This is a genomic window from Streptomyces sp. CA-142005 (genome assembly GCF_050942335.1).
Lineage (GTDB): Bacteria > Actinomycetota > Actinomycetes > Streptomycetales > Streptomycetaceae > Streptomyces.
Window position 1 is genome coordinate 3876982 of sequence record NZ_CP192078.1, and the last position, 25919, is coordinate 3902900.

At 72.3% G+C, this 25919-nt stretch carries 21 protein-coding genes and 1 pseudogene; 18 read left to right on the plus strand and 4 right to left on the minus strand.

Features of this window, described 5'->3' with window-relative positions:
- The first annotated feature begins 96 nt into the window (after positions 1-96).
- The 3 genes from ACQPXS_RS18260 to ACQPXS_RS18270 are packed head-to-tail and all read left to right on the plus strand — an operon-like array spanning position 97 to position 2713.
- A complete protein-coding gene (locus ACQPXS_RS18260) occupies positions 97-630 on the plus strand; it encodes a PadR family transcriptional regulator (protein ID WP_365323649.1) in 534 nt (177 codons plus the stop codon).
- The gene (locus ACQPXS_RS18265) at positions 627-1325 is read left to right on the plus strand and encodes an ABC transporter ATP-binding protein (protein WP_433450385.1); all 699 of its coding nucleotides are present in this window, start codon (positions 627-629) and stop codon (positions 1323-1325) included. The genes ACQPXS_RS18260 and ACQPXS_RS18265 overlap by 4 nt, the downstream gene beginning before the upstream one ends.
- Positions 1322-2713: an ABC transporter permease gene (locus ACQPXS_RS18270; RefSeq protein ID WP_433450386.1), complete on the plus strand. Its 1392-nt coding sequence runs from the start codon at positions 1322-1324 to the stop codon at positions 2711-2713. Before ACQPXS_RS18265 ends, ACQPXS_RS18270 begins: the two co-directional genes overlap by 4 nt.
- Before the next feature lie 98 nt (positions 2714-2811).
- On the opposite strand, the gene ACQPXS_RS18275 is transcribed toward ACQPXS_RS18270, so the two are convergent.
- Positions 2812-3348, minus strand: coding sequence for an HNH endonuclease (locus ACQPXS_RS18275; RefSeq protein ID WP_039649619.1), 537 nt, complete (start codon positions 3346-3348; stop codon positions 2812-2814).
- A 324-nt stretch (positions 3349-3672) separates the two neighbouring features.
- Between ACQPXS_RS18275 and ACQPXS_RS18280 the strand changes: the two genes are divergently transcribed.
- A complete protein-coding gene (locus ACQPXS_RS18280) occupies positions 3673-4785 on the plus strand; it encodes a mechanosensitive ion channel family protein (protein WP_433450387.1) in 1113 nt (370 codons plus the stop codon).
- Positions 4786-4925: 140 nt separating this feature from the next.
- A complete protein-coding gene (locus ACQPXS_RS18285; RefSeq protein WP_433450388.1) occupies positions 4926-5546 on the plus strand; it encodes a Uma2 family endonuclease in 621 nt (206 codons plus the stop codon).
- On the opposite strand, the gene ACQPXS_RS18290 is transcribed toward ACQPXS_RS18285, so the two are convergent.
- Positions 5536-6066 carry a hypothetical protein gene (locus tag ACQPXS_RS18290; RefSeq protein WP_433450389.1) on the minus strand — a complete coding sequence of 177 codons (531 nt, stop codon included), beginning with the start codon at positions 6064-6066 and terminating at the stop codon, positions 5536-5538. The genes ACQPXS_RS18285 and ACQPXS_RS18290 overlap by 11 nt on opposite strands.
- A 270-nt stretch (positions 6067-6336) precedes the next feature.
- On the opposite strand from ACQPXS_RS18290, the gene ACQPXS_RS18295 reads away from it, so the two are divergent.
- The 13 genes from ACQPXS_RS18295 (at position 6337) to ACQPXS_RS18355 (ending at position 23700) form a co-directional block, all read left to right on the plus strand.
- Positions 6337-7548, plus strand: a complete 1212-nt coding sequence (locus ACQPXS_RS18295) for an ROK family transcriptional regulator (protein WP_433450390.1) — start codon at positions 6337-6339, stop codon at positions 7546-7548.
- 48 nt (positions 7549-7596) lie between these two features.
- Positions 7597-8943 carry an ABC transporter substrate-binding protein gene (locus tag ACQPXS_RS18300; RefSeq protein WP_433450391.1) on the plus strand — a complete coding sequence of 449 codons (1347 nt, stop codon included), beginning with the start codon at positions 7597-7599 and terminating at the stop codon, positions 8941-8943.
- 3 nt (positions 8944-8946) lie between these two features.
- Entirely contained in the window at positions 8947-9888 is a 942-nt protein-coding gene (locus ACQPXS_RS18305) for a carbohydrate ABC transporter permease (RefSeq protein ID WP_433450393.1), read from the plus strand.
- Between the two features lie 2 nt (positions 9889-9890).
- Positions 9891-10784, plus strand: coding sequence for a carbohydrate ABC transporter permease (locus tag ACQPXS_RS18310; RefSeq protein WP_433450394.1), 894 nt, complete (start codon positions 9891-9893; stop codon positions 10782-10784).
- A 7-nt stretch (positions 10785-10791) separates the two neighbouring features.
- Positions 10792-12057, plus strand: coding sequence for a 6-phospho-beta-glucosidase (locus ACQPXS_RS18315; protein WP_433450395.1), 1266 nt, complete (start codon positions 10792-10794; stop codon positions 12055-12057).
- Complete coding sequence (locus tag ACQPXS_RS18320) at positions 12048-13031, plus strand: N-acetylglucosamine kinase (RefSeq protein WP_433450396.1); 984 nt, start codon at positions 12048-12050, stop codon at positions 13029-13031. The genes ACQPXS_RS18315 and ACQPXS_RS18320 overlap by 10 nt, the downstream gene beginning before the upstream one ends.
- A gap of 147 nt (positions 13032-13178) precedes the next feature.
- Positions 13179-14612, plus strand: a complete 1434-nt coding sequence (locus ACQPXS_RS18325; protein WP_433450398.1) for a hypothetical protein — start codon at positions 13179-13181, stop codon at positions 14610-14612.
- A gap of 14 nt (positions 14613-14626) precedes the next feature.
- Complete coding sequence (locus ACQPXS_RS18330; RefSeq protein ID WP_433450399.1) at positions 14627-15661, plus strand: glutamate ABC transporter substrate-binding protein; 1035 nt, start codon at positions 14627-14629, stop codon at positions 15659-15661.
- A gap of 41 nt (positions 15662-15702) precedes the next feature.
- Positions 15703-16983 carry a hypothetical protein gene (locus ACQPXS_RS18335; protein ID WP_351797609.1) on the plus strand — a complete coding sequence of 427 codons (1281 nt, stop codon included), beginning with the start codon at positions 15703-15705 and terminating at the stop codon, positions 16981-16983.
- On the plus strand, positions 16980-19460 hold the full coding sequence (locus ACQPXS_RS18340; RefSeq protein ID WP_433450400.1) for a tetratricopeptide repeat protein: 2481 nt from the start codon (positions 16980-16982) through the stop codon (positions 19458-19460). The genes ACQPXS_RS18335 and ACQPXS_RS18340 overlap by 4 nt, the downstream gene beginning before the upstream one ends.
- A gap of 3 nt (positions 19461-19463) precedes the next feature.
- Positions 19464-20828 (plus strand): PP2C family serine/threonine-protein phosphatase, encoded by a 1365-nt coding sequence (locus ACQPXS_RS18345; RefSeq protein ID WP_433450402.1) that lies wholly within the window; start codon positions 19464-19466, stop codon positions 20826-20828.
- A gap of 95 nt (positions 20829-20923) precedes the next feature.
- Entirely contained in the window at positions 20924-22264 is a 1341-nt protein-coding gene (locus tag ACQPXS_RS18350) for a VWA domain-containing protein (RefSeq protein WP_433450404.1), read from the plus strand.
- 35 nt (positions 22265-22299) lie between these two features.
- Positions 22300-23700 (plus strand): FHA domain-containing protein, encoded by a 1401-nt coding sequence (locus tag ACQPXS_RS18355; RefSeq protein ID WP_433450405.1) that lies wholly within the window; start codon positions 22300-22302, stop codon positions 23698-23700.
- 16 nt (positions 23701-23716) lie between these two features.
- Here the strand turns inward: ACQPXS_RS18355 and ACQPXS_RS18360 are convergent, their stop codons facing one another.
- The gene (locus tag ACQPXS_RS18360; protein ID WP_365323614.1) at positions 23717-24694 is read right to left on the minus strand and encodes a methyltransferase domain-containing protein; all 978 of its coding nucleotides are present in this window, start codon (positions 24692-24694) and stop codon (positions 23717-23719) included.
- Positions 24695-25157: 463 nt separating this feature from the next.
- Positions 25158-25748, minus strand: a pseudogene (locus tag ACQPXS_RS18365) (sugar transferase); the annotation flags it as partial.
- Positions 25749-25919: the final 171 nt, after the last annotated feature.

The following is a 25919-nucleotide window of genomic DNA, read 5'->3' on the forward strand; positions in this document are numbered from 1 at the left end:
ACGGCGCGGGCACTCCCGACAGCCGCTCGAACAGGCTCCTCGCCGATCACAGATCACTATTCACTCAGTACATGTATCGAGTGCATAATGATCGGCATGAGCACCCGTCACATCCTTCTGGGTCTGCTCGCGGCAGGGCCGAGCCATGGCTACGACCTGAAGCGACGCCACGACGAACGCTTCCCGCAGGCCCGTCCACTGGCCTACGGGCAGGTCTACACGACCCTGCAGCGCCTGGTCCGGGACGGCCTCGCGGAGGTGGAGGGCACCGACGCGGACGGCGGTCCGGAGCGCACGCTGTACCGCTCCACGGACACCGGTTCGGGCGAACTGGCCCGCTGGGCGGGTGAGATCGCCCCGCCGGCGCCCTTCGTGACGAACGAGATCTTCGCCAAGGTCGTCGTGTCGATCCTGGCCGGCGGCGACCCGGCCGCCTATCTGCGCGCCCAGCGGGCCGCGCACATGGAGCGGATGCGGCAGCTCACGGCGGTCAAGACCGACCGGAACGCCGACCTGGCGACCGTGCTGTCGGCCGACTACGCCCTCAACCACCTCGACGCCGACCTCCGCTGGATGAACACCACGGCGGCCCGGCTCACCACTCTGACCGCGGAGGTCGACGGAGCATGACCCACAAGGGGGACACCTCGGCCCCGGTTCTCACGAGCCGGGACCTCGTCAAGGCCCACGGCAGGACCCGGGCGCTGCGCGGCGCCTCGGCCGACCTGCACGCCGGCGAGATCCTCGCCGTGACGGGGCCCAGCGGCAGCGGCAAGTCCACCCTGCTGCACTGCCTCGCGGGCCTCGTCCGCCCGGACGAGGGCTCGGTGGTCTACGCCGGGCAGCGGCTGGACCGGCTCCCGGAGAAGCGGCTGAGCGAGCTGCGCCGTACCGACTTCGGCGTGGTCTTCCAGTTCGGGCAGCTGATCCCGGAACTGACCGCCGCGGACAACGTGGCGCTGCCGCTGATGCTGGCGGGCGCCGGCCGCGCCGAGGCCCGGGAGCGGGCCGGCGAGTGGCTGGAGCGGTTCGGGGTGCACGGGCAGGAGGCGCTGCGGCCCGGCGAGCTGAGCGGCGGCCAGACGCAGCGGGTCGCCCTGGCCCGGGCGCTGGTGACCGGGCCTCGGGTGGTCTTCGCCGACGAGCCGACGGGCGCGCTGGACTCGCTGGCGACCGAGCAGGTGATGACGGCCCTGGTCCGCACGGCCCGCGAGTCGGGCGCGGCGGTGCTGCTGATCACGCACGACGCCCAGGTGGCGGCGTACGCGGACCGCGAGGTGCGCCTCAGCGACGGTGCCGTGGTGCCGGCGGAGGTGACGGCATGACGCAGCAGGCGCTCCCCCGGACGCGTGCCGGTGCGTCGGTCGACGTCCGGCTGGCCTGGCAGCTGGTCCGGGGCTCGGACCGGCAGGAGTGGTGGCGGCTCGGGCTGACGGCGGCCGGGGCCGCGCTCGCCACCGGGTTCGCGCTCGCGGCCGTCGCCCTGGCCTCACTGCACGGGTACTACCGGGTGTCCTTCGGCCACGGCCTGCTGGACGGCCCGGGCGAGCGCTCGGGGGTGGTCGTCAGCCTGCTGCTCCTGCTGGTGCCGGTGCTGGGGTTCCTCGGGCAGTGCGCGCGGATCGGCGCCGTGCACCGTGACCGGCGGCTGGCCGGGCTCCGGCTGGCGGGCGCCGGCCCGGCGCAGGTGCGCCGGATCGCCGCACTGGAGACGGGGACGGCCTGTCTGCTGGGCTCGGTCCTCGCCAGCGCGGTCTGCGTCCCCGTCCTGCTGGGCGTGTGGAGCGGCCCGACCGCCTGGACCTGGGCCGGGTCCGTGCTGGTCCTGCTGGGGGTGCCGGTGCTGGGCGCGGCGGCGGGCGCGCTGGCGCTGCGCCGGGTGGTGGCCTCGCCGCTGGGCTGGGTGCGCCGGGTGCGGCCGAGCAGCGGGCGCGGGCCGGGGCTGCTGTTCGTCGCCGGTGTCCTTCTCGTTCTGCTGCTGGCGCTGTGGGCCGTGGCGAACACCTCCGGCGCCGACCGCGGGCGGCTGCCGTTGACGGTGTTCGCGCTGGTCCTCCTGGTCGGCGGGGGCACGGTGTGGCTGGCCGGGGGCACGGCCGGGGTGGTCGGGCGGCTGCTGGCGGGCCGGGCCCGCTCCGCGGCGACGCTGATCGCTGCGGAGCGGCTGCGCGCCGATCCCTGGGCGGCGGCCCGCACCCACGCGGCGGTGCTGCTGGTCACGATCGTCGGCACGGGGTTCGTGGGGGTCCGGGGGGCGCTCCTTGCGGACCTGCACGAGATGAGCCGCGACCAGCGGCTCGGCACGGACCTGGCCTTCTACACGACGGGCCTCGATCTGACGGCGGCCGCGATCCTCGTCGGGCTCGCAATCACCCTCTCCGGCCTCGCCGTCGGCACCGCCGAGTCGGTGGCGAACCGCCGCCGGGGCCTGGCCGCACAGGTCGCCTCCGGGGTGCCCCGGGCGGTGCTCGGCCGGGCGCTGCTGCTGGAGACGGCGCTGCCGCTGGCCCCGGCGGTCGTGCTGGCGGGCGCCGGCGGCATGGCGATCGGCGTCTGGTACGCCTCGCTGACCGAGGGCCGGCTCACCCAGACCGTGCCGTACGCCGCACTGCTGGTGCCGGTGGGCGTGTACGCCTGCTGTCTGCTGGCGGCGGCCGCCTCACTGCCCCTGCTGCGCCGTTCGGCGCACCCGGGGGAGCTCAGGTACGCGTGAGCCTCCGGCTCCGGGGGCACAGGGGACTCCCGGAGCCGGTTCGCGCCCTCACCCCGCGTGCGCGGGGTGAGGCGGGTACGCGAAGGCCCGGATCGTCGTCAGGCAGAAATGCCGTCGATCCGGGCCAGGGCATCGTCCGCGCCGTACGGCTGCAAGTAGGGCAGCCAGCGCGGGTCCCTATGCCCGGTACCGATGATGCGCCAGGCCAGGCCGGTCGGCGGAGCCGGTTTGTGCCGCAGCCGCCACCCCAGCTCGACGAGGTGACGGTCGGCCTTCACGTGGTTGCAGCGGCGGCAGGAGGCCACCACGTTGTCCCAGACGTGCTTGCCCCCGCGACTGCGCGGGATGACGTGGTCGACGCTGGTTGCGACGCCACCGCAGTACATGCACCGGCCCCCGTCGCGCGCGAACAGCGCACGCCGGGTGAGAGGAACGGGCCCCCGATAGGGAACCCGGACGAATCGCTTGAGCCGGACCACGCTGGGTGCGGGGACTGTGACGGTTGCGCTGTGCATATAGGCGCCGGATTCCTCGAGGGAGACGGCCTTGTTCTCCAGGACGAGGACGAGCGCGCGGCGGAGCGGTACGACGCCGAGCGGCTCGTACGACGCGTTGAGGACCAGGACATGCGGCACGGGTGCCTCCTTGGGCGTCGGCGGCGCGTGGCTCGCGCCGGGACGATCTGCAGTCAGTCTCCCCTCATGCCTGGTGGAAGCGCCACCATGTCCCGGTAACGGGCTGGGAGTGTTTTCGACCACACCTGATTCATCCCCCGGATCACGGCCTGTTCAAGCCAGGGTGAGTCCCGTCTCTCCTGCGCCCCTCCTTGGCGGATCCGCGCGATGCACACACAATGCCCCGTTAGTGTGGTGGCCCTGTCCGTCCGGTGACCTTCTCGTGACCTCGAAGACCTTGACCGCCCGCCGGCACGGACCGTGCAGCACCTGGAGGTACCTGCCGTGTCGTCCTTGCCCGCCGTCCTGCTGGCCGCCGGTGCGTCGCCGACCCCGTCCCCCTCTCCCTCCGGTTCGACGGCGCCGGCCGTGCCGTCGCTCCAGGACGCCCAGGAGAGCGCCACGAACGCGGCGAGCTGGGTCGAGCAGAACTGGTCGACCTGGCTCGCGATGGGGCTGCAGATCCTGCTGATCCTGGTGATCGCGGTCGCGCTGCGCGCGGTGGTGCGGCGGGCGATCACCAAGCTGATCGACCGGATGGGCCGCACCGCCGAGGCCGTGGACGGCTCCGCGCTGAGCGGGCTGCTGGTCAACGCAGAGCGGCGGCGGCAGCGTTCGGCGGCGATCGGCTCGGTGCTGCGGTCGGTGGCGAGCTTCCTGATCCTCGGCACGGCCGCGCTGATGATCCTGTCCACCTTCAAGATCAACCTGGCGCCGCTGCTGGCCTCGGCCGGTGTGGCCGGCGTGGCGATCGGTTTCGGCGCCCGGAACCTGGTCACCGACTTCCTCTCCGGCGTCTTCATGATCCTGGAGGACCAGTACGGCGTCGGTGACGTGGTCGACGCGGGCGTGGCCACCGGTGAGGTGATCGAGGTCGGGCTGCGCGTGACCAAGCTGCGCGGTGCCGACGGCGAGATCTGGTACGTCCGCAACGGCGAGGTCAAGCGGATCGGCAACCTCTCCCAGGGCTGGGCGACGGCCGGGGTCGACGTGACGGTGCGGGCGAGCGAGGACCTGGACAAGGTCAAGGCGACCCTGGACGACGTCGCCGAGCACATGAGCAAGGAAGAGCCCTGGAACGAGCTGCTGTGGGGCCCGATCGAGGTCCTCGGCCTGGACTCGGTCCTGATCGACTCCATGGTGGTGCGGGTCTCCGCCAGGACCATGCCGGGCAAGGCGCTGACGGTCGAACGCGAGCTGCGCTGGCGCATCAAGCGCGCCTTCGACCAGGCGAGCATCCGCATCGTGGGCGGCGCCACGTCCGTGGAGGACGCGGAGGAGCCCGCCGACCCGACGGCCGCGGTGGCGGCCCCGTCGGTCTTCGCCAACGCGGACTCGCCGCAGGCGGCGGCGACGGCACCGATCGCCGCGCAGCGGCCGACGCCTCCGGGCAAGTAGCGAGCGGAACGGTTTCAGCACACTCGTTCGAGTGAACGGATGGGGCATTCCGGCACCGAGGGCGCACGGGGTGCCCCATCGTTCTGCCGGGGCGCCCAGCGCGGGCTTAGCCTGGCATCAGCATCACGAGGAGAACCGGGATGAGCGCCGAACCCATCATGGAGAGGGTCATGATGCAGGTGGACCCCATCGACCTGTTGAGCGTGATCGAAGAAGCGTCTCCGACGCCGATTCGACCGGAGTATGTCGAGGGGACGGTCATCGTGCCGCCGCAACCTGACGAAAACCACAACGACGGTATCGGCGAGCTGTACTACCAGTTCCGCACAGCCGGTTTTCGTCTCGTCGGCTTCGGCTGCGGCTACCGCGCCGCCCATAAGGACGGCAGCACCATGGCGTTGCTCATCCCGGACTTCTACGTGCGTCGCCGTAAGGCCTCGGAACTCGACGAGTCGTATCGCAAGGCCAACAAGGGCTGGTACCCGGTCGACATGATCGCGCTGGTCGGCGAAGTCACGTCATCCAATCACTGGGCGGACACCGGCCCAAAACTCCGCACCTATGCTGCCGCCGGTATCCCCGCCTACGTTCTGATCAACCGCAGCACGAAGACTGCCCACTGCTACACGGATCCCATTCTTCCGAGCGGCGACCCCACCAAGGCTTACTACAACGCGGACAACCCGGTCGGCCTCGGTGCCCCTCTCCCTCTCCCCGCCCCCTACCCCACCCTCGACACCACCCCCTTCCTCACCGACTGACCAGCCGCACTATCTGGCACAGCGCGACGAACGCGCTCGCCCTGCGCAGCCCCAGGCCGGCCGTCAGGTTCTCGTCGGCGTCGATCCTCAGCCGGGCCTCTCCCGACGCGGAGTCGAAGGTCACGGTGCCGCCGACGGACCGCCGGCCGCGGAACGGGCGCCAGCGGAAGTGGATTTCTTCGCCGCTCAGCACGTCCCACGCGCGCTCGCACATGGGCAGGCCGGCCCTCAGGCGCGTCGCCCGGTCGGCCGGAAACGTGTGCTCCTGCGTGGCGGCCAGTGCCTCAACCGTGACCGGGAGGCCGGTGCCGCGAGCGCGGCGGTGCAGGGCGCCGTACGCGTAGACGGCAAAGAGGACGGCGAGGACCGCGTAGAAGACGAGGTCCATGACGACGTCGTAGGCCGTCGACCAGGACAGGCCGTCATTCGTGACATCGCCCGTGCAGAGCAGCACCGTCGGCAGCAGGAACACGGACATCGTGGCCAGCCACAGCTTCACCAGGAGTCTTCGGTCGGGCATGGTCCACCATCCGCATCGACGGCCGGGGCACCTGCCCGGCGAGCGGATCAAAGATCACGGGCCCGTGGACGGGCTGTACAGCCCCGCGAGATAACGACTCTGCAGCCCCCGCGCCCTTGTCTATTGACGCCCCCTTCGTCCTGGGCTTACGTTCCTCCCACCCAAATAGGAAAGTTTCCTAACAGTGATCTCCAGGGCGGCCGGTGATCAAGACTGGACCTCCCGCCAGGTCACTGCGAAGCTGGGCGGCTGGAAAGGCAGGTGTCGACCATGGCAGGAACCGCCGGTACGCCGGGCACCCCGCGCGTGCTGCGCGCCATGAACGACCGTGCCGCCCTGGACCTCCTGCTGGAGCACGGGCCGCTGTCGCGCACCCGGATCGGGAAGCTCACCGGCCTGTCCAAGCCCACCGCCTCGCAACTGCTGGCCCGCCTGGAGGCGGCCGGACTGGTCCGGGTCACCGGCACCAGCGAGGGCCGGCCGGGTCCGAACGCCCAGCTGTACGCCGTCAACCCCACGGCCGCGCACGCCGCCGGGCTCGACGTCACTCCCACCCGCATCCGCGCCGCCGTCGCCGACATCACCGGCCGGACGGTGGGTGAGTACGAGCTGCCCACCCCCGGGCGGCGGCCCGCCCACCCGGTCGTCCAGCAGGTCGCCGACGCGCTCGACGGCGCCGTCAAGGCCGCCGGGCTCGCCCGGTCCGACGTGCACCGGCTGGTCATCGGCACCCCGGGCGCCTTCGACCCCAACACCGGCCGGCTGCGCTACGCCTCCCACCTGCCCGGCTGGCACTCCCCCACCCTGCTCGACGAGCTCGCCGCCGCCCTGCCGATGCCGGTGGAGTACGAGAACGACGTCAACCTCGTCGCCCTCGCCGAACAGCGGCTCGGCGCCGCCCGGGGCCACGGCGACTTCGTCCTGCTGTGGAACCAGGAGGGGCTCGGCGCCGCCCTGGTGCTCGGCGGCCGGCTGCACCGCGGCTGGACCGGCGGCGCCGGCGAGGTCGGCTTCCTGCCCGTGCCGGGCACACCCCTGGTGCGGCAGGTGACCAAGGCCAACAGCGGTGGCTACCAGGAGCTGGCCGGCTCCCAGGCCGTACCGAAGCTGGCCCGGGAACTCGGCATCACCGATGTGCCGTCGGGGCCGTACGCCGAGGCCGCCGCCGAACTCGTGGCCCGGGGTGCCGATCACGCCTCCGGTCCCTACCGGGAGCTGCTCCGGACCTATGCGACCCGGCTCGCCACCGGTCTCGCCTCGCTCGTCTCCGTCCTCGACCCCGAACTCGTCGTCCTCAGCGGCTCCGCGCTGACGGCCGGCGGCGAGGGCCTGCGCGCCCTCGTCCAGGCCGAGCTGGAGGAGCTGGCCGCGGCCCGCCCCCGGCTGGTCGTCGGCGACGTCCACGAACACCCCGTCCTGCGCGGCGCGTTGGAGTCCGCGCTCGTGACCACCCGCGACGAGGTCTTCGACACCTCGCGCTGACCCGGCAGCACCCCTCTTCCCCTTCACCCGTCCCTGGGAGACCTCGCCATGCCCACAGCCATACCCGAAGTCGCCCGAAAAGCGGCTTTCGCCCTGACCGTCTCCGCCCTGCTGCTCACCGCCACCGCCTGTACCGGGCAGTCCGGCTCCGGTGCCACGGACGACGCCTCGAAGGACACGACGATCAACTTCTGGCACGCCTGGAGCGCGCCGAACGAGGTGAAGGCCGTCAAGTCCCTGGTCGCCGGCTTCGAGAAGGCGCACCCCAACATCCACGTGAACATCGTCGGCAACATGACCGACGACAAGATCAACCAGGCGCTGCGGTCGGGCGGTGACAAGGCGCCGGACGTGATCTCCTCGTTCACCACCAACAACGTGGGCAAGTTCTGTTCCTCGGGTGCGCTGGTCGACCTCAACCCCTTCTTCAAGAAGGCCGGGATCGACCCCGCGAAGACGTTCCCGAAGACCATGAACGAGTACACCCAGTTCGACGGCAACCGCTGCACGGTGCCGCTGCTCGGTGACGCGTACGGGCTCTACTACAACAAGACGGCGTTCCGGAAGGCCGGCATCGCCAATCCGCCGAAGACCTGGTCCGAGTTCGAGGCCGACGCCAAGAAGCTGACCATCGCCCAGGGAGACGGCTACAAGCAGCTCGGGTTCATGCCGGACTACCACGGCTGGGAGACCACCACCGAGCACTACTTTGCCCAGTTCTCGCCGACGTACTTCGGCGCGGACGGCAAGTCGGACCTCGCCAAGGACCCGGCGTTCGAGAAGGGCTTCGCACTCCAGAAGCGGCTCGTGGACGAACTCGGCGGGTTCCAGAAGCTGGAGAAGTTCCGGGCGACCCTCGGTGACGAGTGGGGTCCCAAGCACCCCTTCCACACCGGTCAGGTCGCCATGCAGCTCGACGGCGAGTGGCGGCTCGGGATGGCGCAGCAGGCCAAGCCGGACTTCGAGATCGGGGTCGCCCCGCTGCCCGTGCCCGACGACCAGGTCGCGCAGTACGGCAAGGGCTACATCACCGGCACCATCGCGGGCATCGCCGCCACCAGCCACAAGCAGAACGCGGCCTGGGAGTTCGTCAAGTACATCACCACGGACACGGACGCCGTGGTCGGCTTCGCCAACGACATCCACAACGTCCCCTCCACCCTGGCGGCGCTGAAGTCCCCGAAGCTGAGGTACGACCCGCGCTTCAAGACGTTCCTCGACATCGCCGCCGACCCGAACTCCGCCACGACTCCCGCCTCCATCAACGGCGGGCAGTACCTGGTGACGATCCAGCAGTTCGGCTACGACTACGAAAGCGGCAAGGTCACCGATCTGAAGGCCGGGCTGAAGAAGGCGGCCGCGCAGATCGACACGGACATCGCGCAGGCGAAGTAGCCGATGAGTACGGTCACTCCGGCGTCGAAGCGCCGCCGGTCGGCGCTTCGCACCCTCGCCTTCATGTCGCCCTGGCTGATCGGCTTCGCGGTGTTCTTCGCGTACCCGCTGATCTCGACGGTCTACTTCTCCTTCATGCACTACGACGGCTTCCGGCCGCCGACGTGGAGCGGCGGGAAGAACTGGCGTTACGTCTTCGCGCACTACCCGCTCTTCTGGCCGGCCCTGCGCAACACGCTGTGGCTGGTGCTGGTGATGGTGTCGCTGCGGGTCGTCTTCGGGCTCGGCATCGGCCTGCTCATCACCAAGATCAAGACGGGTACGGGGGTCTTCCGCACCCTCTTCTACCTGCCGTACCTGGCCCCGCCGGTCGCCGCGACCATGGCCTTCGCCTTCCTGCTCAACCCCGGTACGGGCCCGGTCAACTCGATCCTGGAGAAGGTGGGCATCCCGGCGCCCGGCTGGTTCAACGACCCCACCTGGTCCAAGCCGGCCCTGACCCTGCTGGCGCTGTGGGGCATCGGCGACCTCATGGTCATCTTCATGGCCGCGCTGCTGGACGTGCCGACCGAGCAGTACGAGGCGGCCGAGCTGGACGGGGCCTCGGCCTGGCAGCGGTTCAGGTACGTCACCCTGCCGAACATCTCCCCGATCGTGATGTTCGCGGTCGTCACCGGCGTGATCCAGACCATGCAGTACTACACCCAGCCGCTGATCGCCGGGAAGGTCGCCTCCGGCGTGATCCAGGGCGCCGGCACCCAGTTCGAGCCCGGCTACCCGGACAAGTCCACGCTCACCCTCCCCCAGCTCGTCTACAACCTCGGCTTCCAGCGCTTCGACTACGGCTCGGCCTGTGTGGTGGCGCTGGTGCTGTTCGCCCTGTCGATGGTGTTCACCGGGTTCCTGATGCGGCGCCGGGGCGGTCTCATCCAGGCAGGTGACTGACCATGACCCAAGTACTGGACAAACCGGTCGAGTTGAGGACGGCGTCCGCGGCCGCCGAGCGCACCGCCCGGCGCAGGGCGCTGCTCGAATGGATCGCGGTCCACTCCCTCGGCGTCGCCGCCGCGCTGTTCTTCGCGCTGCCGTTCGTGTTCGTGTTCCTGACCTCGCTGATGAGCGACACCCAGGCGCTCAGCCGCGATCTGATCCCGTACACCTGGGAGTGGGGCAACTACCGGAAGGTCTTCGACACGCCCGGCTTCCTCACCTGGTGGAAGAACACGCTGATCTACGCCGGCCTCGGCACCGTGCTGACCGTGGTGTCGTCCATCCCGGTGGCGTACGCGCTCGCCAAGTTCCGCTTCCGGGGGCGCAACCTGTCCCTGATGCTGGTGATCTCGATGATGATGCTGCCCCCGCAGGTGGTCGTCATCCCGATGTACCTGTTCTGGGCGAAGCAGCTGGATCTGTCCGGCACGCTGTGGCCGCTGATCATCCCGATGGCGTTCGGCGACGCGTTCTCCATCTTCCTGCTGCGCCAGTTCCTGATGACGATCCCGAACGAGTACCTGGACGCCGCGAGGGTGGACGGCTGCGGCGACCTCAGGACGCTGCTGAAGGTCGTCCTGCCCATGGCCAGGCCGGGCATCGCCGCCGTCGCCCTCTTCCAGTTCTTCTACGCCTGGAACGACTACTTCGGCCCGCAGATCTACGCGTCCGAGAACCCCGGCGCCTGGACCCTGAGTTACGGCCTGGAGTCCTTCAAGGGCGCCCACCACACCGACTGGAACCTCACGATGGCCGCGACCGTGCTGGTCATGGCCCCCGTGATCCTCGTGTTCTTCTTCGCGCAGAAGGCGTTCGTCGAAGGCGTCACCCTCACCGGAGTAAAGGGTTGATCCGCATATGAAACTCACCGTGGTCGGCGGAGGCTCGACCTACACCCCCGAACTCATCGACGGCTTCGCGCGCCTGAGGGACACCCTGCCCATCGAGGAACTCGTCCTGGTGGACCCGGCCGCGGAGCGCCTGGAACTGGTGGGCGGGCTGGCCCGCCGCATCTTCGCCAAGCAGGGTCACCCCGGCCGGATCGTCACCACCGCCGACCTGGACGCGGGCGTGGACGGCGCCGACGCCGTGCTGCTCCAGCTGCGCGTCGGCGGCCAGGCGGCCCGCGAGCAGGACGAGACCTGGCCGCTGGAGTGCGGCTGCGTCGGCCAGGAGACCACCGGCGCGGGCGGCCTGGCCAAGGCGCTGCGCACGGTCCCGGTCGTCCTCGACATCGCCGAACGGGTCCGCCGTGCCAACCCGCGCGCGTGGATCATCGACTTCACCAACCCGGTCGGCATCGTCACCCGCGCCCTGCTGCAGGCCGGGCACCGCGCGGTCGGGCTGTGCAACGTGGCGATCGGCTTCCAGCGGAAGTTCGCGAAGCTGCTCGGCGTGGCCCCGGCCGACGTCCATCTCGCGCACGTGGGCCTCAACCACCTCACCTGGGAGACGGGGGTACGGCTCGGCGGCCCGGAGGGCGAGAACGCGCTGCCCAAGCTGCTGGCCGAGCACGGCGAGGCGATCGCCGACGACCTGCACCTCCCGCGCCCCCTCCTGGACCGCCTGGGCGTGGTCCCCTCCTACTACCTGCGCTACTACTACGCCCACGACGAGGTCGTGCGCGAACTGCGCACCAAGCCGTCCCGGGCGGCGGAAGTCGCGGCGATGGAGCGGGAGTTGCTGACGATGTACGGCGACCCGGCCCTGGACGAGAAGCCGGCGCTGCTCGCCAAGCGCGGCGGCGCCTACTACTCGGAGGCGGCCGTCGACCTCGCGGCGGCGCTGCTGGGCGGGGGAGGCAGCCCCTACCAGGTGGTGAACGCCTTCAACAAGGGCACGCTGCCCTTCCTGCCCGACGACGCGGTGATCGAGGTCCAGGCCGCGGTGGGCCCGACCGGCCCGGCTCCGCTGCCGGTGCCGGAGCTGGACCCCCTGTTCTCGGGGCTGATCGCGAACGTGACGGCGTACGAGGACCTGGCCCTGGAGGCGGCGCTGCGCGGCGGCCGCGACCGCGTCTTCCGCGCCCTGCTCGCCCATCCGCTGATCGGCCAGTACGCGTACGCCGACGCCCTCACCGACCAGCTGATCGCACACAACCGGGAGCACCTCGCGTGGGCCTGACCGCACCTGATTCCGGGAGTGTCCTCGCGATCGACGCGGGCAACAGCAAGACCGACGTGGCCGTCGTCACCGCCGCCGGGGAGGTGCTGGCCACGGCCCGCGGCGGCGGTTTCCGCCCGCCCGCGGTGGGGGTGGCGGCGGCGCTGGACGCGCTGGCCGAACCGGTGGGGCGCGCCTTCGCGAGCGCGGGCGTCACGTCCGTCTCCCATGTCTCGGCGTGCCTCGCCAACGCCGATCTCCCCGTCGAGGAGGAGCAGTTGGCGACCGCGCTCCAGGCCCGCGGCTGGGGCGCGGCGGTGGAGGTGCGCAACGACACCTTCGCGATCCTGCGCGCGGGCGTCGCCGAGCCGCGCGGGGTGGCCGTGGTGTGCGGGGCCGGCATCAACTGCGTCGGCATGCGCCCCGACGGCCGTACCGCGCGCTTCCCGGCCATCGGCCGGATCTCCGGCGACTGGGGCGGGGGCTGGGGCCTGGCGGAGGAGGCCCTGTGGTTCGCCGCCCGCGCGGAGGACGGCCGGGGCGAGCCGACGGCCCTCGCCCGCACCCTGCCCGGCCACTTCGGGCTGCCGACGATGTACGCGCTGATCGAGGCGCTGCATCTGGAGCACGTCGGCCACGACCGCCGGCACGAGCTGACCCCGGTGCTGTTCACGACGGCCGCCGAGGGCGACGCGGTGGCCCGCTCGATCGTCGCCCGGCTCGCGGAGGAGGTGACGGTGATGGCCACGGTGGCGCTGACCCGCCTGGACCTCCTCGACGAGGAGACTCCGGTCCTGCTCGGCGGCAGCGTCCTGACCGCCGGCCACGCCCTGCTCGACGACGGCATCCGCGAGCTGCTCGCCGCCCGCGCCCCCAAGGCCGACGTCCACGTGGTCACGGCGAGCCCGGTCCTGGGCGCGGCCCTGCTGGGCCTGGACCGGCTCGGGGCGGACGGTCAGGCGCGGGAGCGGGCGCGGGGGCACTGGGAGGGGTGACCGGCCCCGGGGGAACCGAACACCTGCACAGGGCGTATTCATGGGCAGCGCACGCTGCGATCCGATCAAGATCCAGTGAAGGCCGGTGCGGATGCCGGTGCGTGCCGCGATACTGGGCGGCGAACGGTTGACCCTGGGGGAGGTCGAGTGACACACCCGCCGAAGAGCGCAGCACCACCCGTGCCGGGCCCCGGCGTGCCCGCCGCCCCCGGCATCCCCGCGCAGACGCCCCGCCCGGCCCCCACCGGCTCCCCCGGCCCGTCCGCCCCGCGGACCGCGTTCGCCGAGGGCGTCGACCGGCTGCGGGACGCGGCGACCACCGAGCCGGGGCGGCTGCGGATCATCGGGGCCGTACTGGCGCTGCTGGTCGTGGCGTTCGGCGCGGTCACCGCCTGGCAGGCCAGTGAGCGGGCGGCCGCCGCCGACGACGTACTGCACCGCAGCCAGCCGCTCAGTTCCGGAGCGGCCGACATCTACCGCTCGCTGGCCGACGCCAACACGGCCGCCTCCAGCGGGTTCCTGGCCGGCGGCCAGGAGACGGCCGCCTCCCGCGACCGGTACGAGAAGGACATCCGCACGGCCGCCGCGGGCCTGGTGACGGCCGCCGCGAACGCCGAGCCGGGCTCCGCCTCCGAGGCGACCATCGCCCGGCTGAACAAGCTGCTGCCGGAGTACAAGGGGCTCATCGAGCGGGCCCGGACGTACAACCGGCAGGGCTATCCGGTCGGCGGCGCCTATCTGCGCTACGCCAACGAGAAGATGCAGAAGGAGATGCTCCCGGCGGCGGAGGATCTCTACACCAAGGAGAACCAGCGGCTGGACGCCGACTACGGCGACGCCACCCCGTATCCGTGGATCGCCATCGCGCTCGGCGTGCTCGCGCTGGCCGCGCTCGGCTGGGCCCAGCACCGCAGCTACCGGCGCACCAACCGGGTCCTCAACCACGGCCTGGTCGCCGCCTCCGCCGCCACCACGGTCGCGCTGCTGTGGCTGGTCGTCGGGCACGCGGTGGCCCGCTCGGACCTGAACGGCTCCTACGACCACGGCATCCGCTCGCTGACCGTGCTGCACGACGCCCGGATCGCCTCCCTGAAGGCGCGCGGCAACGAGAACCTGAGCCTGGTGGCGCGCGGCGCCGAGACCATCACGGTCGAGGGGCGGACGTACGACGCGTACTACTACGTCTTCGACAAGGACATGGCCGGCCTCGGCCAGGGCCTGACCCGGGCGGCGAAGCTCGCCGACGACCAGGGCGGCAGCGCGCCGGTGAAGGCGGCCGAGGGCAACATGGCGGTGTGGAAGCAGCGCCACACCGCGGCCCGCACCGAGGACGAGAACGGCAACTACCAGCAGGCGCTGGACAAGGTGATCGGCGCCAAGGGCGCCACCGGCGAGTGCTTCGACAGCGTCGACGCCAACCTCGCCCGGGCCATCGACCACGAGCAGAGCGAGTTCCAGCAGGCCGCCGGCGACGGCCGGGACGCCATGGCCGGACTGCCGGTGGGCGCCGCGGTGCTCGCGGTGCTCGGCGCGGCCGGCGCCGTCTTCGGCATCGGCCGCAGGCTTTCGGAGTACCGGTGACAGGAGGCATGACCATGTACGCGGCACGTGTACGAGCCTCCCTGCGGGGCTGGGGCGGGGTCGGCGCGATGGCGGTGCTGTGCGCGCTGGCACTGGCGTTCGTCCTGCTGCTGCCGTGCACCCAGCAGCCCCCGCCGCCCGGTCCGGAGCGGACCGGTCAGGCCGTCGCCAGCGGGATGCAGGCCCGCGCCGGGGACTGCAAGGACTCCGAGGCGCAGAACCAGACCCTGTCGCCGTCCGGCGCGGACGGCCCGACCATCGACGCGATCAAGGCCCGTACCGGCGCCAAGCGCAAGCTGATCGTCGGCGTCGACCAGAACAGCTACCACTGGGGCTACCGCAACCCCAACACCCAGGGCACGGAGCTGGAGGGCTTCGACATCGACCTGGTGCACCGCATCGCGCAGGACATCCTCGGCGACCCGGACGCGGTGCAGTTCAAGGCGATCCCGACCAGCCAGCGGATCTCCGCGATACAGGACGGGCGGGTGGACATGGTCGTGCGGACCATGACCATCACCTGCGACCGGCTGTCCCAGGTGGCGTTCTCCGCGCCCTACTTCAAGACCGGGCAGCAGGTCCTCGCGCCCAAGTCGTCGGCTATCAGGGGCTACAACGCCACCCTGGCGCACAAGAGGATCTGCACGGCGGCCGGTTCGACGGCGTACACCAAGCTGGACGCCGACAGGAAGGACGGCGCCCTGCCCTCCTCCACGGACATCTCCACCACCGTCCCGAACCAGCTCGACTGCCTGGTCAGGCTGCAACTCGGCGAGGTGGACGCGGTGGTGACCGACGGCGCACTCGCCGCCAGCCAGGCCGCGCAGGACCCGACCGTCGAACTGAAGGGCGGGGCGTTCACCACCGAGTACTACGGCGTGGCGATGAAGAAGGACGCCTCCGATCTGGTACGCCGGGTCAATCGCGTTCTGGTGGGCTACCGCGCCGGTGGCTGGCAGGCGTCGTACGACAAATGGCTGTCGGCGACACTGGGGAAGGACTCCAGCGCGTCCAAGCCGCCCGCGCCGCAGTACCTGCGCACGAACTGAGCCACATCCGACCGAGACCTGGAAGCAGCGAGAGGTGATCGATGGGCGTCACGGACCCCGCCGGGCCGGTGATGGACCGGGACGAGGTGGACCGTGCGCTGGCGCGGCTCGGCCAGGAGCACGAGGCGATCGAGACCTCGCTGCTGGCGCTGCAGGACCACGCGGGCCGCAGGCTCCTCGAAGGCGCCGAACTCACCGGCGTCACCAAGGAACGCTGGCAGGCCACGGAGGCGCGGATCACCCTGCTGTGGGGGTACTTCGACGCCTACGCGGCCGCGCTGCGCTCCGCCCGCGAGATCCGCGCCCGGCGCCGCTGGTCCAGCCGCGAGGACCTGGTGGAGCTGACCGAGCTGCTGCGCGGCGAGTCCGTGACCGTCCCCGGAGCCGGGAACGGCGTGCTCAGCGAGTCCTACTCGCTCTCGGCGCTGGTGGACCGGATGAACGAGCTGTACGCGACCAGCCTGGACCTGGTGGTGGCCTGCGACGCGGTGTGGTCGGCGCTGCCCGCGCGGATCGATTTACTCGCCGCGGAACTCCAGCGCACCCGCAAGCTCGCGCACTCCGTCGGCGTACGCCCCGGCGAGCACCCGGCCGGCGACGACCTGGAGCGGATCACGCGCACGCTGACCAGGCTGAGGGAGGACGTCGTCTCCGACCCGCTCGCCTTCTGGGTGCCGAACGAAGGCAGTTCGGCGCCCGGCGGCGGCCGCCCGGACACCACGGTGTACGACCGTGAGGCGCGCGCCCTGGAGGACGTGCGCCGGGAGATCGACGCCGTGCTGACCGTCCGGCAGGACGCGGAGGCCCGGCTGATCCGGCTGCGGGACGTGCTCTCGCGCGCCGACCGCACCCTCGCCGAGGCCCGCACCGCGCGCGGCGAGGTGCTGGCGAAGATCGCCGCGACCGAGGTGCCGGTGGTCAGCGGCCCGCCGACCGTGCTCCAGGAGCAGCTGGCGACGGCGGCCGAGTACCGCAGGCAGGCCCAGTGGCACCGGCTCTCCCCGCTGCTCGAGTCCCTGGAGGAGAAGGCGGAGGACGAACTGCTGCGGGCCCGCGAGTCGTTGACCGCGGTCACCGCGCCGCTCGCGGTCCGCGCCGAGCTGCGCGGCCGGCTCGACGCGTACAAGGCGAAGGTGGCCCGGCACGGGCTCGCGGAGGACCCGTTCCTGGTCGAGCGGTACGACGCGGCCCGCCGGATGCTGTGGAGCGCGCCCTGCGACCTGCGGGTGGCCGAACAGGCCGTGCTGCGCTACCAGCAGTTGGCGGCCGAGCTGCTCGGCGGCGCGGGCGCGCCGGAGGACCGTAAGGGGGACCAGTCATGAGTCAGGCGGGGCAGACCTGTCAGCGGCCGGGCTGCGAGGGGTCGTACGAGGACGTCGGCGGCGGCGAGCTGTACTGCGACACCTGCGGACTCGCGCCGGTGGTGTCGGCTGGGGGTCCCTCCTCTGGGGGAGGGCTGGTCGGCTCGTCGGCGACCGGGGTGACCAGGGGCGCGGCGGACAGCGGCAGTTCGCGCAGCAGCTCGCGCACGTCCTCGCAGTCGTCGAAGTCGCGCCGCTCGGTGTCCGGGCGGCTCTCGCGGTCCCTGTCGGGCCGCTCCAGCGGGCGTTCGGTGTCGGTGCGCAGCTCCGGCTCCTCCTCCGGGGCCTCCACCCGCGGGCGGCTCGGCGCCGGTCTGGTGCACGTGCCGCAGGTGCCGCGCCCTGATCCGCGCGCGATGGTGCTGGAGAACCCGGAGGTGCCGGAGCGGAAGCGATTCTGCTCGCGCTCGGACTGCGGGGCGCCGGTGGGGCGCTCGCGGGGTGACCGTCCCGGCCGCACGGAGGGTTTCTGCACCAAGTGCGGGCACCCGTACTCCTTCGTGCCCAAGCTGAAGGCCGGGGACATCGTGCACGGCCAGTACGAGGTCGTGGGCTGCCTCGCGCACGGCGGGCTCGGCTGGATCTACCTCGCCGTGGACCGGGCCGTCTCCGACCGCTGGGTGGTGCTCAAGGGTCTGCTGGACACCGGGGACCAGGACGCGATGGCCGCCGCGATCTCCGAGCGGCGCTTCCTTGCGGAGATCGAGCACGCCAACATCGTGCGGATCTACAACTTCGTGGAGCACCTGGACCAGCGCACCGGCTCCCTCGACGGCTACATCGTCATGGAGTACGTCGGCGGCAAGTCCCTGAAGGAGATCGCCAACGCCCGCCGTACGCCGCAGGGCCGCCGGGACCCGCTGCCGGTGGAGCAGGCGTGCGCGTACGGCATCGAGGCGCTGGAGGCGCTCGGCCACCTGCACAGCCGTAATCTCCTGTACTGCGACTTCAAGGTCGACAACGCCATCCAGACCGAGGACCAGCTCAAGCTGATCGACATGGGCGCCGTGCGCCGCATGGACGACGACGAGTCGGCGATCTACGGCACGGTCGGCTACCAGGCGCCCGAGGTCGCCGAGGCCGGCCCGTCGGTGGCGAGCGACCTGTACACGGTGGGCCGTACCCTCGCGGTGCTCACGTTCGACTTCCAGGGCTACACGAACGTCTACGTGGACTCGCTGCCCGACCCGGACACCATCGACGTCTTCCGCCGCTACGAGTCCTTCTACCGGCTGCTCGTCCGCGCCACCGACCCCGACCCGGCCCGCCGGTTCGCCTCCGCGCAGGAGATGGCCGAGCAGCTGACCGGTGTGCTGCGCGAGGTGGTCTCGCTGCAGACCGGGCAGGCGCGGCCGGCGCTGTCGACGCTGTTCGGGCCCGAAGTGAAGGTGACCGACCGGGAGTTGTTCCCCCGGCTGGACGGGGATGTGTCCCGGCTGGGGGCGCGGGAGGTGCGCAAGGCGGCTTCCGCTGTCCCGGAGCTGCCCCCGGCCGTCCTCGTCAGGCCCGTCGACGCCCCGGCCACCGCGCTCGCCCTGCCGGTCCCGCTGGTCGACCCGAACGACCCCAACGCGGGTTTCCTGGCCGGTCTGATGACCTCCGCGCCGGCCGAGCTGATCGCCGCGCTGGACGCGGCGCCCACGCAGACCGTGGAGACCCGGCTCAGGCAGATCCGCGCCCGGCTGGAGAGCGGCGACCACCAGGCCGCGCTGATGAGCCTGGCCAAGCTGGAGGAGGAACGGCCCGACGACTGGCGGGTGGTGTGGTACCGGGGCGTGGCCGCCCTGGTCACCGGCGACTTCGAGGGCGCCGCGCTCTCCTTCGACGCGATCTACGACGCCTTCCCTGGCGAGGCCGCGCCCAAGCTGGCGCTCGGCCTGTGCGCGGAGGTGCTCGGGCAGCTGGACAACGCGGCCGAGTACTACCACCTGGTGTGGGCGACCGACCCCAGCTATGTGAGCGCCGCCTTCGGGCTCGCCCGGGTGCAGCTGGCGGCCGGGAACCGGCACGAGGCCGTGCGGACCCTGGAGTCGGTGCCGGAGTCCTCCATCCACTACACGGCCGCCCGGGTCGCCGCCGTCCGGGCGCGGCTCAGACAACGCACCGCGACCGCCGGTGACGTACCGTTCCTGGACGACCTGACGGCCGCCGCCGGGCAGGTCGAGGCGCTGGACGCGTACGGTCTGGACCCGGCGCGGCGCGAGCAGTTGTCGGCGGAAGTCCTCGGCTCGGCGCTGGACTGGATACTCTCCGGTGGCCAGGGCACCCCGCCCGCCGCCGGTGGACGGGTGCTGCTGGGCAGCGGTCTGGACGAGCGGGGCCTCCGCTTCGGCCTGGAGCGCGCCTACCGCACGCTGGCCCGGCTGGCGCCCGGCGGCGAGGAGAGGATCGAGCTGGTGGAACGGGCCAACCGTTACCGCCCCCGGACGTGGGTGTAGTTGATGTCGCAGATGCCCCAGCAGGCCGCACTGTCGAAGTGCCCGAGCTGCGCGGAGCCCGTCGAGCCGGGTGACCTCTTCTGCGGAGCGTGCGGGTACGACCTCTCCGTCGTACCCGAGCCGCCGCAGGACCATCCGACGCTCACCATGAACGGCTCCGCGACCGGCCCCTCCGGGGACGGCGTGGCCTGGCCCGACCCCGAGCCGGACGGCTCCGGCACCCCGCCGGCGGCGCATCTGCCGGCCGACCTGGCCGGCACCGACTCCGGCGGCGGGCCCCTGCCCGAGCACGAGCACGAGTCCGGCACGGACCCGCACGCGCAGGGAGCGCGGCAGCCGGCCGGTTCCGGGGTGCGCTTCGACCGGCCCGCTGAGCCCGACGAGTACCCGCTGCAGGCGCCCGACCCGCGGGTGGCCGAGAACCCCGGGAGCACAGCCGTGCCGGAGGAGCCCGCGCAGGTGTGCGTGGCCTGCCGGGCCGGCCGGGTGGACAGCGACGGCTACTGCGAGAACTGCGGGCACGCCCAGCCCCGCGAACGCGACCACATGGAGCGCGAGTCGGGCCCGGTGGCCGCCGTCAGCGACCGGGGCCTGCGCCACCACCGCAACGAGGACGCCTTCGCCGTCGGCCACACCGCGCTGCCCGACGGCACCCCGGCCACCCTCGCCATCGTCTGCGACGGCGTGTCCTCCGCGACCCGACCCGACGACGCCTCGACCGCCGCCTCCCAGGCGGCCGGCGACGCGCTGCTGGCCGCCCTGCCGCGCGGCACGCATCCGCAGACGGCCATGCACGAGGCGATCGTCGCCGCCGCACAGGCCGTGAACGCGCTCGCCGAGGAACCCGCCACGGCCCGGGAGCACGCCCCCCACCAGAACGCCCCGGCGTGCACGATCGTCGGCGCGGTGGTCGCCTCGGGGCTGCTGGTCGTCGGCTGGGTCGGCGACAGCCGCGTCTACTGGGTGCCGGACGACCGCAGCGCGCCGGCGGCCCGGCTGACCGAGGACGACTCCTGGGCCGCGCAGATGGTCGCCGCCGGCCTGATGAGCGAGGCCGAGGCGTACGCCGACGAGCGCGCCCATGCGATCACCGGCTGGCTCGGCGCGGACGCCTACGAACTGGAGCCGCACACCGCGTCCTTCAAGCCGGACCGGCCCGGAGTCGTGGTGGTGTGCACCGACGGCCTGTGGAACTACGCCGAGACGGCCGAGGAGATGTCCGAGGTCGTGCCCGCCGACGCGGCCGCGCGGCCGCTGCACAGCGCCCGGGTCCTGGTCGGCCACGCCCTGGACGGCGGGGGCCACGACAACGTAACAGTGGCCGTCGTGCCGTTCCCGGCGCCGCCGCAGGGGGCAGGATCGGCCTGAGGGCCCGAGGTCTGGGGCCGCGAGCCGGAGGGGACCGGCCCGTTCACAGCCATCGCCCTGCGTCGGCAGAGCGGTCAAGGGGGATTTGAGTACGCATGGCCAATTTCGCGAAGTCGCATGTGCCGCAGTTCTCGATGGACGTCTATCAGAACGAGTACCTGCCGGAGGGCGGGCGCGAGGTCAACGCGATCGTCACGGTGACCTCGACCGGCGGCGGCACGGTCGGCAGCGCCGTGGCGCCGCTGTACCCGCGGGGCCGGGGCCCCTCGGCCGCCGTGGCGCTCATGGTCGACTGCTCCGGTTCGATGGACTACCCGCCGACCAAGATGCGCAACGCCCGGGACGCCACGGCCGCCGCCATCGACACCCTGCGCGACGGCACGCACTTCGCGGTGATCGGCGGCACCCACGTGGCCAAGGAGGTCTACCCGGGCGGCGGACGGCTCGCGGTCGCCGACGCCGGCACCCGCGAGCAGGCCAAGCAGGCGCTGCGCAAGCTCGGCGCGGGCGGCGGCACGGCCATCGGCACCTGGCTGCGGCTCGCCGACCGGCTGCTGAACTCGGCGGACGTCACCATCCGGCACGGCATCCTGCTCACCGACGGCCGCAACGAACACGAGTCGCCCGAGGACCTGCGGGCGGCGCTGGAGGCGTGCGCCGGACGGTTCACCTGTGACGCGCGGGGCGTGGGCACCGACTGGGAAGTGAAAGAAGTCACAGGGATCGCCTCCGCGCTGCTCGGCACCGCCGACATCGTCGCCGATCCGGCCGGGCTCGCCGCCGACTTCACGCGGATGATGGAGACGGCGATGGGCAAGGAGGTCGCCGACGTCTCCCTCAGGGTGTGGACGCCGGTCGGCACGACCATCCGGTTCGTCAAGCAGGTCGCGCCCACCGTGGAGGACTTGACCGCCCGCCGCACGGAGGCCGGACCGCGCGCCGGGGACTACCCGACCGGGTCCTGGGGCGACGAGTCCCGCGACTACCACCTGTGCGTCGAGGTCCCGGCGGCCGGCCTCGGCCAGGAGATGCTCGCCGCGCGGGTCTCCCTGGTCGTGCCGCAGGGGGACGGATCGGTACAGAACCTCGGCGCGCAGGGCCTCGTACGGGCGGTGTGGACCGACGACATGGCGGCCTCCACCTCGATCAACCCCCAAGTCGCCCACTACACCGGACAGGCCGAACTGGCACAAGCCATCAAGCAAGGGCTCGATCTTCGCAAGGCGGGCGATTTCGACGGCGCAACGGCCAAACTGGGGCGTGCGGTTCAGCTCGCCAACGCCTCCGGGAACGCCGATACTGCGAAACTGCTTGCGAAGGTGGTGGACGTGGTCGACGCCGCGACAGGTACTGTGCGGTTGAAGGCGAAGGTCGCGGAGGCCGATGAGATGACTCTGGAGACCCGGTCCACAAAGACTGTTCGTGTAAAGAAGTGACCCAGTAGGACATCCGGAGAAGGGGAAGCACCGACATGCCGACCTGCCCGAACGGACACCAGTCGGGTTCCGACGACTGGTGCGAGGTCTGCGGTCACCGCATGGCCGGTGCCGTACCTCCGCCCCCGCCGCCCCCGCCCGCGGGCGGTTACGGCTTCCCGCCCCCGCAGGGCGGCCCGGCCGGCTCACGCCCGCCGGCCGCGTCGGCCCCGGAGCCGGAGCTGTGCCCGCAGTGCCGTACGCCCCGCGAGGGCGGCGCGCCCTTCTGCGAGGAGTGCCGGTGGAACTTCCTGACCAACACGGCCACCTCGTACACCCCGGCCGCGCCGCGCCCGCCCCAGCCGCGGTTCCAGCCGCCGAGCGCGACCTACGGCGGCAATGACGGGTACGAGTACCAGGGCTCGCGGCCCTCGCAGATGAACCGGCCCGCCGAGCCGATCCCGTCCTTCGGCAGCGAGCCGTCGGGCCCGACGCCGTTCGCCGGCGAGCGCGGCCCCTCCGGCCCGCCGACCTCGCCGGGTCCCTCCGGCCCGGGCGGTCCGGGTGGCTTCGGGGGCCCGGGCCAGGGTGGCCCGGGTGCCGGCAGTCCCTCCGGTTTCGGCGGCGGTCAGGGGCAGGGTCCCGGCGGCCCCGGCGGTCCCTCCGCCTTCGGCGGCCCGGGCCGGCCTCAGGGCCCCGGCGGCCCCGGTGGTCCCCCCGGTCCGCCCCAGGGCGGTCCCGGCGCGCCCGGTCCCTCCGGCTTCGGCGGCGCCCCCTCGCGCCCGGTGCCGCCGCCCGGCCCGTCCGGTCCCGGCGGTGCCCCGCAGGCCTTCCAGCAGCCCGGTCCGCCCGCGCCGCCCGCTTTCCCGGGCGAGGCCGGCGATCCCCGCCCGGCACCCGCGTCTCCCGGCCCCTCCTTCGGCGGTGACGACGACTGGGTGATCTCCCCGCCGTCGGCCTCCGGCCCCGGCGGCGGCCAGGGCGGCGGGTACGGCTACCCGCAGCCCGGCGCCGCGCAGGCCCCGTCCGTCCCGGGTTTCCCGCAGCAGCGGGCCACCTGGACGGCGACCATCGGCCCGGACCGCGCGTACTTCATGGCGATGATGCAGCGCTCGGGGCCCGAGGCCGCGGGCCTGAACCTGCCCGCCTACTCGCCCGAGCAGCAGCGCACGCTCGGCGGGAACCAGGTCACCATCGGCCGCCGCCGGCACTCCACCGGCGACACCCCCGACATCGACCTGTCGGTGCCGCCGGAGGACCCGGGCGTCTCGCACCAGCACGCGGTGCTGGTGCAGCAGCCCGACGGCAGCTGGGCGGTCGTCGACCAGAACTCGACCAACGGCACCACGGTCAACATGTCCGAGGAACCGATCCAGCCGTTCGTGCCGGTTCCGCTGCAGGACGGCGACCGGGTGCACGTGGGCGCCTGGACGACGATCACCATCCGCCGGGCCTGAGCACCACCGGGGGCGGTCACGGGAGGGGCCAGGCGTACGGCCCCTCCGGCTCGCCCAGCCAGGCCCAGGCGTGCGCGCCGTCGACCGTGACGCCGTACCGCTCCCGCTCCGGCTCGCCCTCGCGCTCCCACAGCGTGTAGGCCGCCTGCGGGTCGAGGGTGCCCCGGGTCAGCGCGAGCAGGAAGCGGAACGTCTCCTGCTCGCGGGCCCGGCCCGGCAGCCCGGCGAGCGACACGCCCTCCGGACCTCCCCGGCCCCCGCCGCGCAGCGGCACGAAGAAGGCCGCCGTGGGCAGGAAACGGCCCTCGCCGTGGGTCGCGTCCCGGACGGTCAGCGCGAGCAGGCCGGTGGCCAGCGGGGTCAGGATGCGGGCGCCGGGGCGGCACTGGGCGAGCCAGGCGCGCGGGACCGTGGACAGCTCGCAGGTGGCGATGATCCGGTCGAACGGGGCGCGTTCGGGCACACCGCGCGCGCCGTCGCCGGTGACGACGGCCGGATGGAATCCGGCCGCGTCCAGGTGCCGGCGGGCCGACTCGGTGATCTCCGGTTCCAGATCGACGGTGGTGACCAGGTCGTCGTCGCCGAGCCGGTGGGCGAGCAGGGCCGCGTTGTAGCCGGTGCCGGCCCCCACCTCCAGGACCCGGTCGCCGTCCTCGACCTCCAGCGCGGCCAGCATCCGCGCCATCAGGGAGGGCTGGCTGCTGGAGGAGACCAGCTCGCCGTCGCGCAGCCGGGTGGCCAGCGGAACGTCCTCGTAGACACCGCGCACCCAGCGCTCGCGGGCCTCGGCGTCGGGGCTCTCGCCCCAGCGGCGCTCATAACCGCGCGGCCCGGCGACGTAGTAGTACGGCACGAACAGGTGCCGGGGCACCGCCGCGAACGCCTCCCGCCACACCGGGTCCCCGGCCCAGGCCCCCTCGGCGTCGATCTCCCGCACCAGCGCGGCCCGCGCGGCGGCGGCCAGATCGTCGGTCTCGGCGTCGTAGGCACCCATGGGTCCACAGTAGGGGCGGCGCGTCCGCGGTACGGGCGGGCCGGGCCGCAGTCCCGGAAATCGTGAGTCGTGTCCGCGTGAAGGCGCCGGCGCTCGGCACAGTCGCCGTGCGATTCGTGTGCCGATGTGGAAATCGGCGACCACCGGCTTAAGTCCGGGCTGTCACGGGTGCTTGCCACACAGAGGCCGACGCGCGAGGGGGCCGCTCGCGTCCGACAGGAGGTGCGTCCGGAAGCCCCGGCAGAAACCGGCGGCGCACCCGGTGTCCCCTCGCGGCGCTCCGCGTCGTCCGGCCGCCGCGGCCCTGGCTCGCCCGCCGGGTGACCACCTCGCGCAGCCGGCCGGCGGTCACCGCGGTGATGACGCCGGCGGGCTGCTGATCCGCGCCGTGCCCGCGCCCGGAGAATGTGACAGAGCAGCGGCCGGGGGTGTTCCAGGCACCGGGACGCAGCCGGTCGCTCACTCAGTAGGCACCGCTACCACGCAGCACAGCAGGGAGGGTACGAAAGAGGATCGCCAGATCCAGCTTGAGGGACCAGGTGTCGACGTACTGCAGGTCCAGCCGAACGGCCTCCTCCCATGCCAGGTCGGACCGCCCGCTGATCTGCCACAGTCCGGTGAGTCCCGGCCGCACCCGCAGGCGATGGCGCGCCTCGCCGGTGAACGCCGAGTCCTCCACCGGTAGCGGCCGGGGACCGACCAGGGACATCTGACCCTTCAGCACATTGACCAACTGCGGCAGCTCGTCGAGGGAATAGCGGCGCAACCAGCGTCCGGTCGCGGTCACGCGCGGGTCGTCACGGACCTTGAACAGGTGCCCGTCGGACTCGTTGCGAGCCGCCATGGACGTCCGCATCTTCTCGGACCCGACTCGCATCGTGCGCAGTTTGAGGATCTCAAACTCCTTGCCCTGCCAGCCCGTTCGCCTCTGGCGGAAGAGAAGGGGGCCCGGTGTGTCCACCTTCACGGCGACGGCGGCGACCAGGAAGAGCGGCGCTAAGAGCAGGAGCAGCACGGTGGCCCCCACCGCGTCGATGGTGCGTTTGATCGCCCGGTCTGTCCACACGGAGTGCCGCGGCAGTGCCGAGCCATGACGAGCGGCTTCTACAGCGGATACGGATGCCGCCACCTACTACCTCCTTTGGGTTGAACAGGTGAAATGCCATCAGCTAGAGACATGTCAACAAACCCAATGCCCCCATTGGTGCATGAGTGAGTAATAGAT

Excerpts from the sequence above, each read along its gene's own strand:
- ACQPXS_RS18260 (WP_365323649.1), top strand. The coding sequence starts at position 97 with ATGAGCACCCGTCACATCCTTCTGGGTCTGCTCGCGGCAGGGCCGAGC.
- ACQPXS_RS18265 (WP_433450385.1), top strand. The coding sequence starts at position 627 with ATGACCCACAAGGGGGACACCTCGGCCCCGGTTCTCACGAGCCGGGAC.
- ACQPXS_RS18270 (WP_433450386.1), top strand. The coding sequence starts at position 1,322 with ATGACGCAGCAGGCGCTCCCCCGGACGCGTGCCGGTGCGTCGGTCGAC.
- ACQPXS_RS18285 (WP_433450388.1), top strand. The coding sequence starts at position 4,926 with ATGAGCGCCGAACCCATCATGGAGAGGGTCATGATGCAGGTGGACCCC.
- ACQPXS_RS18290 (WP_433450389.1), bottom strand. The coding sequence starts at position 6,066 with ATGCCCGACCGAAGACTCCTGGTGAAGCTGTGGCTGGCCACGATGTCC.
- ACQPXS_RS18295 (WP_433450390.1), top strand. The coding sequence starts at position 6,337 with ATGGCAGGAACCGCCGGTACGCCGGGCACCCCGCGCGTGCTGCGCGCC.
- ACQPXS_RS18300 (WP_433450391.1), top strand. The coding sequence starts at position 7,597 with ATGCCCACAGCCATACCCGAAGTCGCCCGAAAAGCGGCTTTCGCCCTG.
- ACQPXS_RS18305 (WP_433450393.1), top strand. The coding sequence starts at position 8,947 with ATGAGTACGGTCACTCCGGCGTCGAAGCGCCGCCGGTCGGCGCTTCGC.
- ACQPXS_RS18310 (WP_433450394.1), top strand. The coding sequence starts at position 9,891 with ATGACCCAAGTACTGGACAAACCGGTCGAGTTGAGGACGGCGTCCGCG.
- ACQPXS_RS18315 (WP_433450395.1), top strand. The coding sequence starts at position 10,792 with ATGAAACTCACCGTGGTCGGCGGAGGCTCGACCTACACCCCCGAACTC.
- ACQPXS_RS18330 (WP_433450399.1), top strand. The coding sequence starts at position 14,627 with ATGTACGCGGCACGTGTACGAGCCTCCCTGCGGGGCTGGGGCGGGGTC.
- ACQPXS_RS18335 (WP_351797609.1), top strand. The coding sequence starts at position 15,703 with ATGGGCGTCACGGACCCCGCCGGGCCGGTGATGGACCGGGACGAGGTG.
- ACQPXS_RS18340 (WP_433450400.1), top strand. The coding sequence starts at position 16,980 with ATGAGTCAGGCGGGGCAGACCTGTCAGCGGCCGGGCTGCGAGGGGTCG.
- ACQPXS_RS18345 (WP_433450402.1), top strand. The coding sequence starts at position 19,464 with ATGTCGCAGATGCCCCAGCAGGCCGCACTGTCGAAGTGCCCGAGCTGC.
- ACQPXS_RS18350 (WP_433450404.1), top strand. The coding sequence starts at position 20,924 with ATGGCCAATTTCGCGAAGTCGCATGTGCCGCAGTTCTCGATGGACGTC.
- ACQPXS_RS18355 (WP_433450405.1), top strand. The coding sequence starts at position 22,300 with ATGCCGACCTGCCCGAACGGACACCAGTCGGGTTCCGACGACTGGTGC.
- ACQPXS_RS18360 (WP_365323614.1), bottom strand. The coding sequence starts at position 24,694 with ATGGGTGCCTACGACGCCGAGACCGACGATCTGGCCGCCGCCGCGCGG.